The 14,246-nt window shown below is 35.0% G+C and carries 9 protein-coding genes; 2 read left to right on the forward strand and 7 right to left on the reverse strand.

Annotated elements, in window-relative coordinates; translation table 11 throughout:
• The first annotated feature begins 4 nt into the window (after nt 1-4).
• Nucleotides 5-1,042: an endolytic transglycosylase MltG gene (gene mltG / locus GJV76_RS03310; protein WP_155091224.1), complete on the forward strand. Its 1,038-nt coding sequence runs from the start codon at nt 5-7 to the stop codon at nt 1,040-1,042.
• A gap of 313 nt (nt 1,043-1,355) precedes the next feature.
• Here mltG and GJV76_RS03315 read toward each other — a convergent pair whose 3' ends face one another.
• The 6 genes from GJV76_RS03315 to GJV76_RS03345 all read right to left on the reverse strand — a co-directional run bounded on the left by GJV76_RS03315 (nt 1,356) and on the right by GJV76_RS03345 (nt 12,266).
• The gene (locus tag GJV76_RS03315; protein WP_155091225.1) at nt 1,356-2,828 is read right to left on the reverse strand and encodes an efflux transporter outer membrane subunit; all 1,473 of its coding nucleotides are present in this window, start codon (nt 2,826-2,828) and stop codon (nt 1,356-1,358) included.
• Between the two features lie 15 nt (nt 2,829-2,843).
• Nucleotides 2,844-5,993: an efflux RND transporter permease subunit gene (locus tag GJV76_RS03320; protein WP_155091226.1), complete on the reverse strand. Its 3,150-nt coding sequence runs from the start codon at nt 5,991-5,993 to the stop codon at nt 2,844-2,846.
• A 59-nt stretch (nt 5,994-6,052) separates the two neighbouring features.
• Complete coding sequence (locus GJV76_RS03325) at nt 6,053-7,207, reverse strand: efflux RND transporter periplasmic adaptor subunit (protein ID WP_155091227.1); 1,155 nt, start codon at nt 7,205-7,207, stop codon at nt 6,053-6,055.
• Between the two features lie 822 nt (nt 7,208-8,029).
• Nucleotides 8,030-8,827, reverse strand: coding sequence for a hypothetical protein (locus GJV76_RS03335; RefSeq protein WP_155091228.1), 798 nt, complete (start codon nt 8,825-8,827; stop codon nt 8,030-8,032).
• Nucleotides 8,828-8,876: 49 nt separating this feature from the next.
• On the reverse strand, nt 8,877-9,731 hold the full coding sequence (ypfJ, locus tag GJV76_RS03340) for a KPN_02809 family neutral zinc metallopeptidase (protein WP_155091229.1): 855 nt from the start codon (nt 9,729-9,731) through the stop codon (nt 8,877-8,879).
• 129 nt (nt 9,732-9,860) lie between these two features.
• Nucleotides 9,861-12,266, reverse strand: coding sequence for a TonB-dependent receptor (locus tag GJV76_RS03345; protein WP_155091230.1), 2,406 nt, complete (start codon nt 12,264-12,266; stop codon nt 9,861-9,863).
• 120 nt (nt 12,267-12,386) lie between these two features.
• Here GJV76_RS03345 and GJV76_RS03350 point away from each other — a divergent pair, with 120 nt between their 5' ends.
• A complete protein-coding gene (locus GJV76_RS03350) occupies nt 12,387-13,373 on the forward strand; it encodes a helix-turn-helix transcriptional regulator (protein ID WP_155091231.1) in 987 nt (328 codons plus the stop codon).
• Between the two features lie 67 nt (nt 13,374-13,440).
• On the opposite strand, the gene GJV76_RS03355 is transcribed toward GJV76_RS03350, so the two are convergent.
• On the reverse strand, nt 13,441-14,151 hold the full coding sequence (locus GJV76_RS03355) for a YebC/PmpR family DNA-binding transcriptional regulator (RefSeq protein ID WP_155091232.1): 711 nt from the start codon (nt 14,149-14,151) through the stop codon (nt 13,441-13,443).
• Between the last annotated feature and the right edge of the window lie 95 nt (nt 14,152-14,246).

Consider the following 14,246-nt stretch of genomic DNA (forward strand, 5'->3'; position numbering starts at 1 on the left):
AATAATGAAAGTAAAGAACATTATAACTTTAATCGCTGTTTTAGGAGCCTTTGGTCTCTTGGGATATTTGTACATCTGGTATGGTAAGGCATTTAATAGCAATCTTGAAGGGTGGAACGAGAAGGAATACATCTACGTTGCAGAAACTGACAACTTTGAAAAAGTGGTGAGTATGCTATCTCCTTATTTGAAAGATGTTGAAAGTTTCAAGACTATTGCGGAACAGAGAAACTATGATGCACTTGTTATCAATGGTCGATTTCAGTTGAGAAATGGCATGAATAACTACGACATTATTCAGGCTTTGAGAGATAATAAACCGACACGAGTAACTTTCAATAATCAAGAGCGAATAGAGAATTTGGCAGGTCGTATTTCGAGTCAAATCGAAGCAGATAGTCTTGCTTTGTTGGAAACATTTTTGAATAAGAAGTTTTTATCTGACAACGGATTCACACAAGAGAATGCACTTGTTATCTTTTTACCGGATACTTATGAGTTTTATTGGAACGTTAGCCCAATTAAATTGAGAAATAAGTTGCAAAGTGAATATGTTCGCTTTTGGAATGAAGAACGATTGGCTAAGGCTAAGGCGATAGGGTTGACTCCAATTGAAGTTTCTATTTTGGCGTCTATTGTACAAAAAGAAACGGTAAAAGCAGATGAAAGACCTAAAGTGGCAGGAGCATATCTAAATAGATTAAAGATTGGTATGCCATTACAGGCTGACCCTACACTTGTGTATGCACATAAGCTTCACACAGGGGATTTTGAACAAAAAATATACCGCGTATATAATAAACACAAAGAGTTAGACTCTCCATATAATACATATAGAAACGCAGGGCTACCTCCTGGACCAATTGCCATGTCAGACAAGACTTCAATAGATGCTGTTTTGAATCCAGAAGAGCACGATTATATCTATTTTTGCGCAAGTGTTGATAGACCTGGTTACCATGAGTTTGCAAGAACATTGGCACAACACAATGCTAATAGTGCGCGATATCACAATTATTTGAATCAAGCAGGAATACGATAGTATCCTTGAATCATAGAGAATCAAAAGAGAAACTGCTCCAAAGTAGTTTCTCTTTTTTTTGCATTTCATCAGAGGATAGGCAAACTAATAGCAGTCGTCTGGTCGATATTGTGTTGCAATCAACCAAGTCTTCTTGGGGTGAGATATACTTTGTGTATTATTAAAAAAAAGAGTGTATTTAGTATATTGACTAATAAAAAAAGACTGCTGTATAGCAGTCTTTTAAGGCGTGTTTTGTTGTTTGTGAGTTTGGCTATTCTAACAGTGCCTTTATTTATCTTGTTTGAATGATAAATAAAGGATGAACTGTTTATTATTTCCAACCACCACCAAGTGCTTTGTATAAGTTCACACGTGATAGTAATTTGGCTTGTTTAAATTTATTCAAGTTTAATTCACTGTCTAACAAGTTTTTTTGTGCATTGATAACCTCAATATAAGTTGCATATCCACTGTTAAATAGTAAGTTAGATTGTTTAACTCCCAATCTTGACGTAGTTACTTGCTCTTGTGCAATGTCTATCTGTTCGTCGATGGTCTGTAAGTTAATCAAAGCATCAGTCACTTCAGCTATTGCACCGTAAACAGTTTTCTGTAAGTTGATTTCAGATCGCTCTCTTTCTATCTTAGCAACTTTAAAATCAGTTTTCAGCTTTCTTTTGTTGAAGATAGGAGCAGCTACTTCACCTATTAAACCTCCGAAGAGCGACCCTGGAATATTGAACCAGTTCTTGCCCAACATACTGTTTAATCCCCCTGTAACATCAATAGACAAAGAAGGGTATCTACTTGTTTGTGCTACGCCAACTAAAGCATTCTTCGCTTTTAAGTCTAATTCGGCAGATTGAACATCAGGTCTTTGGCTTAGCATATATAAGGGAACTCCTGTAGCAAGTGTTTCATTCGCCTTGGCATCTGCCAGTTTCGTATTTCTTTCTATCTCATTTGGCAATTGTCCAGTTAGAAGTGAAAGCGCATTTTCCTGATTGGCAATTTGTTGTTTTAGAGATGGAATTAACGCTTTGGCAACCAACATCTGGTTTTTCGTTTGTTGAATAGCCAAAGAAGTAATTTGTCCAGCATCTCTTTGAAGCTCGACTATCTTCAGTGTATTTTTAGTCAGATCATAGTTGGTTTGGGCAACTTCCATTTGTGCATCCAAAAGCAGTAAGTTGTAGTATCCTTCCACAATACTGGCTATTAACTCTGTTTGTACAGCTTTTGTAGCCTCTGTTGTTTGTAGGTATTCTGCTAATGCTGCAGCACTCTTACTTCTAATTTTTCCCCAAATATCTAATTCCCAACTTAGCGATAGGGCAGAAGTATATTGAGCTGAGTTTACATACATATTCTCAGGAGCTTCTTTGCCTTTGTGGTCATAGTAATTTCCCGAAGCAGAACCATAGTAATTCTTAGATTTATATTGGTAATTTACATTTCCTAAATCGGCATTAAGAGAAGGCAGCCATTCGTGTTTTGCTTGTTTTGCTCTTTGATTGGCAATTTCCAGGTTTTTAATAGCATCTAACATATCGAAGTTATGAGCTAAACCTTTGTCAATTAGTTCAATTAATTGTTCATCTTCAAAGAACTCTCTCCATGGAATATCTGCGATGCTTGTAGAGTCACTTGCCATCGTTAGGGTATCTTGACCTCTATAGTGATCAGGAACGTCTAATTTAGGAGCTCTATACTTTGACTGTGGAGCACAAGAGGTTACTAATAAACCTCCTGTGACCATTGCTGAGTATAATGTATATTTTAATATTTTATTTGCGCTATTCATGATTGTTTTGTTCTGTTAGTCGTTAGTAAATTTTGCTTTTAGTTTTTCATCCCAATTCTGGAAAACATAGAATAGTACTGGGATAATAAAAATACCTGCTACTACTCCAAATAACATTCCACCTGCAGCAGAGAAACTAATAGAGTGGTTACCTTGAGCAGAAGGTCCAACAGTAAACATCAATGGAATCAATCCCGCTACGAAGGCAAACGAAGTCATTAAGATTGGTCTTAACCTCATCTTAGCACCTTCTACAGCCGCATCAAAGATAGATAAACCATTTTTGCGTTGCTGTAATGCAAATTCCACAATCAAGATGGCGTTTTTAGCTAAAAGTCCAATTAGCATAATTAATCCAACTTGAACGTAAATATTGTTTTGCAAGCCTGCTAAATTGACAAATAAAGCAACTCCTAATAATCCTGTTGGTACTGTCAATAGAATTGCTATTGGCAATAAATAACTTTCGTATTGTGCACACAATAAGAAGTAAACAAAGATTATACTCAATGCAAAAATTAATACTGCTTGACTTCCTGAGTCTTTTTCTTCCAATGACATACCGGTGTATTCGTACGAATAGTTACCTGGCATCTTAGAAGTTACCTCGTCAATAGCCTTCATCGCATCTCCTGTACTATATCCTGGTGCAGGATTTGTCTTGATTGAAATGGCATTGTACAAGTTGTATCTTGTTACGGTTTGTGGTCCTAATACTTTTTTCAATTTGATTAGCGTATTGGCAGGAAGCATTTCACCGTCTTTGTTTTTCACATAGATAGAACTGAATGATTGCGGACTTTCTCTGTACTCAATGTCTGCCTGCATATATACTCTATAAGTACGACCAAATCTGTTGAAGTCCCCTGCTTTTACACGTCCGTAATAGTTCTTAACTGTAGTTAATAAATCTTTTACACTTACTCCAAGTGATTTTGCTTTTACATAGTCAATCTCCAAGAGGTATTGTGGGAAATTAGCTTTGAAAGAGGTAAACGCATTGTCTATTTCAGGTCTTTCATTTAGTTGACTGATTACTTGATCTGCCATTTTACTAAACTCATCAAATCCACCACCCATACGGTCTTGAAGTACAAATTCAATACCTCCAAAATCACCAAACCCTTGAATTGTTGGTCTTGGGAATACGTTGAATGTCGCTTCGTTGATTACAGATAAATCTCTGTGGATCTCTGCCATGATCTTGTCGATGTTTTTTACTTTCCCTCTTTCTTTATAAGGTTTTAAGTTAATAAAGCCTACGGCGAAAGACGGGCTGGCATTTCCATCAATAGCGTTATATCCTGAGATAGCCGTCATTCCTTCGATATCAGTTCTCTTTTGCAAGATACTATCAGCTTTAGCCAATACTATTTTGGTACGCGCAAGAGATGCTCCAGGAGGCATAGCCAAAGAGTAAGTGATATAACTATCATCTTCTCTTGGGATAAATGAAGATGGTGTTTTGTATAAAAAGAATACACCAAGTCCAATGATTAGGGCTAAACCTGAGATAGCTACCTTTTTGTTTGTAATTAGCTTTTTGATTGTCTCGACATATTTATTAGTAAAGCTATCAAAAGCTGTATTGAAAGAGTAAAAGAACTTAGCTCTTACTCGTTTAAATTTGTTTTGTTCTTTCTTAGCTGCATATTCTTCGCCTGATGGTTGTTTTAAAAACAAAGCACATAATGCAGGACTTAGAGTCAAGGCATTTACAGCTGAAATTAAAATTGCAAAGGCTAAGGTATAAGCAAACTGTTTGTAGAAGATACCAGCTGGGCCTTGCATAAAACCAACAGGTAAAAACACGGCAGACATCACAAGTGTAATAGAGATAATCGCTCTGGTAATTTCACTCATCGTCGATATGGTAGCTTCCTTGGCTTTGAGTCCAGTTTGATGCATTTTTTCGTGGATTGCTTCCACAACTACAATGGCGTCATCCACTACAATACCAATGGCAAGTACCAAGGCAAACATTGTAAGCACGTTTATTGAGAACCCCATCAAATAGATAAAGAATAGAGTACCTACTAATGAAATCGGGATAGCAATAACTGGGATTATCGTCGATCTAAAATCTTGCAAGAAGATGTAAACAATGATAAATACTAAGAAGAAAGCTTCAAATAAAGTGTGTTGTACTTGACTAATTGACTCGTCAATTTGATCCTTCACAGAATAACTTATCTCATAGTGAATTCCCTTTGGAAAAGCTTTTGAAACTCGTTCTAATACTTCTCGAACAGCAATGTCAATATCTCTTGCATTAGATCCTGCTGTTTGGGTGATGTTCATGGTAAGACCAGGATAACCGTTTACACTGTTATCACTACCCACGTTCGATGCGCCAAATTCTACTCTTGCTACATCTTTAAGCTTTAATACAGAACCGTCTTTATTGGTTTTGATTACTATATTATCATATTCTTCAGGAAGGCTAAATCTCCCTTTGTGTTTTAATGCTGTTTCAAAAGCTTCGTCTGAAGTTTCCCCAAAATTACCAGGTGCTATTTCAAAGTTTTGATCTTTTATAGCAGCGATAATATCTTGAGGTGTTAAGCTGTACAAGGCAAGCTTCTCTGGGTTTAACCAAGTTCTCATTGAGTAGTCACGTGCTCCAATACGACCTACAGAAGCAACTCCAGGTACACGTAGTAACTCACGGTTGATGTTAATCTGAGTATAGGCCTGTAAGAACGTTTCGTCATATACCTCCTCAGGGTGGTCACTATAAAAGTTTATAGTCATAATATTACCACTCTGACGCGGGGTTACTGAAATACCATTTTCGTTTACTTCCGAAGGTAAATCACTTGAAGCCTTACTCACGCGGTTTGACACATTCACGGCTGCTTGATCAGGATCTGTTCCTGCTTTAAAGAATACGTTGATTGTACCAGAACCACTGTTACTTGATTTAGAACTAATATAAGTCATATTATCAACCCCATTGATTGATTCCTCAATAGGTAATAAGACACTTTGTGCTACAGTTTCCGCATTGGCACCAGGGTAAGATGTAGAAACAGTTACACTTGGTGGAGCAATTTCTGGAAAACGAGTTATAGGCAATAATGTAAGTCCAACTAAGCCCAATAATACGAACATGATCGATATTACCGTAGCAAGTATAGGACGGTTTATAATGGCTTTTAACATATTATCTTAATTTGTAAGGTGATATTTGTTTGAGTTTGGTTTTTGTTTTGTGTATTAAATTATTGGATAGGCTTTACATACATCCCTTCCGTTAACTTGTCAAAACCTGTTCTTATTACGCGATCTCCTACTGCTAAACCTGTAGGTACAATAAAGTTTGAACCAGATACTCCATCTACTTCGATTGATTGTAACTTAACTTTGTCTTCTTTATCTAAGATGTAAACAAATGTTTTATCTTGAATAGAAGTAGTTACTTCCTGCGGTACCATGATGACACTTGGCTTAGTTTCTTTCACTTTTACAGTACCTGTATTTCCAGAACGCATGACGTCTTTAGAATTTGGAAATGACGCGCGAATAGAGATAGAACCAGTAGTGCGGTTTACCTGTCCATTAATCATATCTACTTTCCCTTTTTCAGCGTATTCATGTCCATCAGCTAAGATTAAGGTAACCTCAGGCAACATTAGACCAGAGTTGGTGATACTTGTTGAATCTGCCTTATTTGGATTGTCTTTACTGAAGTATAAAAAGTCTGATTCACTCATTCCAAAGTATACATAAACTTCACTTACGTCTGAAAGAACAGTTAGAGGCTCTTTGTCAGTTTTAGATACTAAGTTACCAATACGCTTAGGCATTCTTCCGATATACCCACTTACAGGCGCTTTGATAATCGTGTAATTTAAGTTGATTTGCGCACTTGCAACAGCAGCAGAAGCTTTTGCTAAAGAAGCGCGAGCAATTTCGTAATTTGCTTTAGCTGTTTCCAACTGAACTTCAGCAATTACTTCATTGTCGATTAATGGTTTTAATCGGTCAATTTCAAGCTTAGCATTCTTTAATTTCGCTTTCTCGACATTTTCTGTAGCGATCATATTGTTTAATACCTCTTGGTATGGTTGTGGATCAACTTGGAACAAAGGTTGACCTTCTTTTACAAAGGATCCTTCATCTACAAATATTTTTTCCAAAATACCCTCTACTTGTGGTCTGATTTCCACATTTACTTTCCCTTCGATATTTCCGATATAGTCTTTTACTGTAATAGCAGTAGCAGTATCAACAGTGATAATAGGTAATGCAAGAGCATTTTCTTTAGGATCTAATGTTTTTGAAGATCCTATATTACAGCTGTTTATCCCTATCAAAGTTCCTATCATGATTAAAGCTGAAAGTGCTACTAAAACCGTTTTTCTATTTGTTATCATTTGTATAAAAATTCTTTTAATTGTTAAAAGGTGAGATTTAATCTACAGTATTATACTCAATACTAATGCCAAACTTTAGTATTTGACAATATAACTATTGGGTGTCTTTGTTGTAATTCATTTAAAGACAATGAGTTGCTTTGGTTAAAATGATATTTTTTATTTGTAGCAGGCAAAGGTATAAATTTAATTTTCAAATGTAAAAAGTGTTGCCTTTCGTGGAGCAGTTCTACACTGTGAACTGCCGAATATGTTGAAGTATGCTCATGTTACCGAGGGTTACTATATTAATTATGAAAAAATTATTATAATATTCAAATGTATGTTAACAAAGGTTTTTGGCAGTGCCGTATTGGCAATAGAAGCAAAACAGTACAAGTAAGATATTAGATATTGCTTGGTGGGCTTATCTAGGAGTGTAACTAACAAGAACACCTCTCGCATTGTTGAGGATAAATTGATATTTGATAAACAAAGTGCTCTTAGAGCTGATAAGTAATTTGTAGAGTCTAGTTGGATAGTTTTTAAATGCGTTGTTCAAACTAGTTAATTAAGAACATTTGATTCAAAACGCCTCAAACAATGAGCATGTGAGTTACTCTTTTTTAAGATAGTACTCTCTTTTATACTCGTTACTGGGAGATTCGATAAACAAAGTAATATCTTATCTCACCATATAGGCGAGGCTATTCAGTATAGAAGTTTAGATAGAGAAGGATGGCTCGGTTAACTATTTAGTTCTGTGTTTGGTTGTTTTTATATAATGAAAAACGGATAGTAGCTTTTGCTCTATCCGTTTATCTATTTGTTAGCGAATCTATATTAGTGTTTCGGTTGTCCTTCTTCTGGATAATAACCTATGACTTGTTTGTACAGTGTAAAGTAAACTGAGAACAAGTAAGGTAGAAATAAGAATATTCCAATCAAGAAAATAAACAAACTACTCATCAATAAAAAGTAGTTCAAGACAATCGTTAAAATGATTGGAATTGGTTGTTTATTCACTACCATGATACTGTCTTTGATAGCGGCTAACGGATTACGGTTTCCAAAAATAATTAAGGGAATAGTAAAGATCGTTAGTGTATGTACTAACCAATTGATCGCAAGAGCAACCATGCTTAGTCCCATTAATTGAAAAGGTACAGAAATAGCCATAAAAACTGTAGTAACAATTAGTGCTGCTATAAAAACGTAAAGTCCTTTTATACTTAAAAAATATTTGAATGCTCCTAAGAAACGGGGTAACCTCCCATGTGAAGCATCGGCATTGAGCTTAAAGAAACCTGCCATGACAATACTTCCAATAGCTGTTAAGAAGATCATTGCAACATAATAATAGTAGATATAAGGGGTAGTAATTAATAGATTTAAAAAGTTGTTCATGATCTCAGCTAATTGCTCCTGCATGACACTTTGATCTTCTTTGTTTAAGTCATAATTATTGGAGATAATACTCGAAATAAGTAACATTGTTCCAAAGATGATAAACATCAGTGTCGCAATAACAGATAGAAAAGTGCGCTTATAATAAGTAAAAGCTTCACCCATTACCTGAAAAGGAGCAATTTGATAACCGTTTTCTTTTATGTTTTTTAAAATATCGTTTAAGTTATTCATTGAAAGCATTGGCTTAGAGCCATTTGTTGTTTGTAATTATTAATTGTTTTTATCTGATATAATCAAAGGTGTTACCCTCTTTTATATCGCCAGTATGATATCCCTTCATAAACCATTCTTTGCGTTGTTTAGAAGTACCATGGGTAAATGAGTCAGGGTTAACTTGGCCTGTTACTCTTTTTTGTATAGCGTCATCTCCAACAGCTTGGGCTGCACTAAGGGCGATATCGATGTCTTTGGCTTCGAGGTATTTTTGATTGTACTTAGTCCATACTCCTGCGTAGAAGTCTGCTTGTAATTCTAAACCAACCGATAATTTATTAGCTTCTTTCTTGCTTAAGCCTTGTTGAGCTTGGTGTACTTTACTATTTGTGCCAAGGAGCGTTTGTACGTGATGACCTACTTCGTGAGCGATAACATAAGCAATAGCAAAGTTCCCTCTTTCTGCGCCAAAGCGAGTGTGAAGTTCTTCAAAAAAGCGCAGATCCATATAGACAGTTTCATCTGCAGGACAGTAAAAAGGGCCTACATCAGCTGTTGCACTTCCACATTTTGTATTTACTTTGTCGTCAAATAGCTCCATCTTTGGTTCGCGGTATTGGAGTCCATTTTCCTTGAATACTTTATGCCACACATCTTCTGTGTCAGCAAACATAACAGCAACCATCTTACCCATGGCAACCTCCTCTTGAGAGAGTGCTCTGGTTTCTACTTGCTCAGTTTGTTGGCCTGTATTTAATTGTTCTAATACGGGTGCAATTTGCTTACCTGTATCTCCTCCAAAAATGTACAATAGCATAGCTATAATACCAATTAGACCTCCACCGATAGCAGTTTTTCCTGCTGCTGATTTACCTCGGTTGTCCGTTACGTTTTTACTTTCTCGTCGGCCTTCCCATTTCATACCTTAGAATATTTTCGAACAAAAATAGTAAAAATTGAACAGTGTACCTTAAATATTGCGAATATTGATGAATAGCTTTTTTAAAACAATAATCCCTTTCGAAACTATGTTAGAAAGGGATTGTATTTATTAGAATGAATATGCTAAACTCAGTTTAAAGGAGAGTGGTGTAGTAGCTCTCCATCCATAGTGTGTATATCCCCAAGCACCTGGAAAGTGACCTACATAATTATATCTATCTGTGATATTATTTACAATTAGGTTAAATGCATAGTTGTTTTTTTTGTATGATATTCCTCCATCAAGAGTGAAATAGTCGTGTGGTAAAAACTTTTTAGCTTGAACAGGAGCTTGAGAACGATCTTTTTGGTATTGGTACCCAAGAGAGAAACCTAAACCTTCAAATGTTCCTGATTGAATTCTATAAGTAAGCCATGCATTTGTACTGTGTTTGGCAGTTCCTGGTAATAGCTGACCTTTTTTAGCCGGATTATTATCTTTAGTTATCTTTGCATCTGTATAAGCATAGTTCATTGTCAAGGTTAAGCCATCTGTAATGTGTCCATTTAAGTCAAACTCTACTCCTTTAGATGTAGCTTTTCCACTCTGTACCATGATTTGATTATTCGCAGAGGCATCACGTGGGGTAAGGATATTTGTTTTATCTACTCGGTAGAATGCTAATGAAGTAAATAGTTTTTTATCAAACCATGTTTTCTTTAATCCAAATTCTTTATTCGTTCCTTTGGAAGGATCAGCTGTCTTGTTGTTTTCTAATTGGCCAACTTGTTCTTGGAAGCTTTGATCATATAAGGCATAAGCTGAGAATGATGGGGAGATATTATAAGTGACACTGAAGCGAGGTGTATACGCTTGATTCTTTACTACATCTCCCTTAGAAGCACTTGTTGTTTTCTCTGTTGAGGTATAGCGTACGCCAAATCCTAATCTAAGCTTCTCGTCTAATAATAGTAACTCATCTTGTACATATAATGAGATATAGCTGTACTCTTGAATATTGCCTGCCGCTCTTTCTCTTAATGAACGAGAACGGTCATAGGTAGGAATATCTTTTTTAGTAAGTTTACCATACACTGGATTGTAGATATTAAATAAAGGACCTACAGGAATAGCTTTTCCTTTAGCATCAGAAACAAGAGACCAATCTGCCATATGCTCTTTTTGTCCCATATCTAGACCAAATAGCACATTGTTTTTAATCTTATCTGTGATATTAAATTTACCATTCATATAAACTTGACCAACCTTAGCTGAGTTATAAGCATCGTTGACTGAAAGAGCTCTTTGTACATTCCCCTTATCATCTATAGAGTTGTAGATTGAATATAAACTTTCTCCTTCCATTGTAGCTTCAACATAGCCTAGTTTGGCTGTAAGATTCCAATCGTCACTTAATCTGTGATTCAGATTAATAAATACATTGTGTTCTTTAACTATAGTAGGGTCTACGATAGGGTCAGTAAAAGTGAATTTGCGAGGTAGTTCTTTAAACTCTTTTTTAGAATAAGCATATTTAGAAAACCCACCTTCAAACTCATTAGAGTTGAATATGTATTCAAAGGTAATATTTGTATCATCACTAATATTGTATTTTAATGAAGGTGCTAAGGATAAATAGTTGTTTTTATTATATAGTTGGAAAGAACTTGCTTTGGTAGCCATTGCGTTAATGCGGAACAGAAGCTTTTCATCCTTTGTTAGTTTAGTATCCAAATCTACCTCTGCTCGATATAGATTAAAGCTACCTAAAATAGTTTTAACAGTCGTTTTGTTACTACCCTTTGGCTTTTTGGTTACGATATTATAGAAACCACCTGGTTGGGTATTTCCCATCATGAAGCCTGCAGGTCCTTTTACAAATTCAACACGTTCTATGAAGGTATTGTCTTCTCTAATAGGACCAAAACTTCCAGAGATATCCATTCCATTTCTTAAGTTACTGGCACTATAACCCCGTACATATATTCCTGCACTTGCCTGTTCTTGATGCAATACTGATCTTACACCGCTGACATTTTGGGCAATAGCATCACTCATTGTCATACTAATTTGATCATCCATTAACCCTTTGTCAATCACTTGGATATTTTGTGGAACATCTAATAAGTTAGCTGCTGTTCGCAAAGAAGAAGAAGAGCGGATATTTTTGTTAGTATTAATCACTACTGTCTCAAGAGTTTCACTGTTATCATCAAATAGCATGAAATCTTTTGTAGTAGTTTGATTTGCGGATATTATAATACTGTCTTTTGCAATTGTATTTTTGTACTGTAGAGTGATAAGGTATTTACCTGATTCTATGTTTTCTAAAAGATAATATCCGTTATTATCTGATATTGTTTTATAAGAGTAGTTATTTAAAGAAACAGTAGTTCCCGCTAATTTTTCTTGAGTATGGCTTACTATTGTTCCTCTGATGTTTCCTTTTTCTTGGGCATAAACACTTAAGTTGATCAATAATAGACCTGAAAGTAAGAGTTTATTACTTGTGTTGATTAAAAAGAATCTTTTCATCGTATAATTAATTTAGATTTAATAAATTTGAATATGGAAGCAAAAGTAGACTCTATATTATGAAATGACTTAGCCAAAAGGGAGTAAAAATTAGCAGTTTAGTAATCAATAGGTAGCTTTATGGAAAAAGGTGACCAGATCGTTGAGTTTTTTGAGTTAGAGAATATGGTAACTAACGAGATGAACCAGAGTAAAAAAGAATTAATTAATGACTCAGGAACTTTTGTAACCTATCATATTTTTGATTCTGCAGATATTGTTATTCGCCAATATTATCTGAAATATACACAAAATTATGCCTTACACTATGTCTTTGAAGAAATAGAGTATGTTGAGTTAAGTTTCTTTTTCGGCAAACATATCGTCAGAGATGTTATAAATGGAATACCTAATATGTATTTGCCTTTTCATTGTTATTTAACTTATTTAAGTACAGGATCTATTGCGGATGTTATATTTGAAAAAGATGCTATATATGAACATCTAGATATCTATCTCCCTTTAGAGTTCTTTAATGAATGGAGCCAGCATGATGAGACTATTATAGAGTTTACTACTGCGATAAAAAATGACCAGACCTGTAGATTAATTAAGGATATTAAAGTAACACAAGAACTTTTAGTATTACTAAATGAGATTAAAACATGTAGTTACAAAGGGATAGCAAAAGAGGTGTATATAAAAGGCAAAGTGTTAGAAGTAATATCTGTGTTATTACATGAGAAAGAGGAAGGGAGAGTGGAGTGTTCTAAGTTACAATTAGGCGTAAAGCTGACAATAGAAGACGAATTAGTATTATCTAATATAAAAGATTTCATCGACCATAATTATCGCGAATTTTATACTACTGAGGAGCTATCTAAATTATTCTTTATAAATGAATATAAATTAAAGAGAGGGTTTAAGCATTTATACAATTTTGGTTTATTTGAATATGCTCAACATAGAAGAATGAATATCGCTATAAAGAAATTAGAAGAGGCACATCATACTATTGCAGAGATAGCTTTTGATTTAGGCTATTCTTCTTCTGTAACTTTCTCTAAAGCTTTTAAGAAGCACTTTGGATATTCTCCTAAGCGATTTCATTTGACTAAGTACGACTGAATAAAAAAAGACGAAATACTCTATTATAAGTATTTCGTCTTTTTTTAATACAAACGAAGCCGCAAAATTATGCCATTGTAGTGAAAACGTTTTGTACGTCGTCATCTTCTTCGATTTTCTCTAATAGTTTTTCCACATCAGCTATTTCTTCTTCAGAAAGCTCTTTTGTTACTTGTGGGATTCTATCAAATCCAGAAGATAAAATCTCAATTCCTCTACCTTCCAATTCTTTTTGGATAGCACCAAAACTTTCAAAAGGAGCATAAATCATTACTCCATCCTCATCTTCGAAAATTTCATCAATACCAAAGTCAATTAACTCTAATTCGAATTCCTCTAAATCTCTGCCTTCTTCTGCTGGAATTCGGAAGTTACAAGTGTGGTCAAACATAAACTCAACTGATCCTTGAGTACCTAATGTACCATTGCACTTATTGAAATAACTTCTAATATTAGCTACTGTACGATTATTGTTGTCAGTTGCTGTTTCTATCAAGAATGCAATACCATGAGGACCGTATCCTTCAAAGATTACTTCTTTATAGTTTTCAGTATCTTTATCTGTAGCACGTTTAATGGCACGTTCTACGTTGTCTTTAGGCATATTTGCTGCCTTAGCATTTTGTATTACAGCGCGTAGACGAGCATTAGCTTCGGGATTCGGTCCACCTTCTTTTACAGCCATTACAATGTCCTTACCGATTCTTGTAAACGTTTTTGCCATAGCAGACCAACGTTTTAGCTTACGTCCTTTTCTAAATTCAAACGCTCTTCCCATAATAAATTGTTACTTAATTTTAATAGTGCAAAAATATAGTATTATTCATATATATCATAAAAAAAATGGGAGCTTATTTTTAAACTCCCATTTAC

The organism is Myroides albus (assembly GCF_009711045.1).
GTDB lineage: Bacteria > Bacteroidota > Bacteroidia > Flavobacteriales > Flavobacteriaceae > Flavobacterium > Flavobacterium album_A.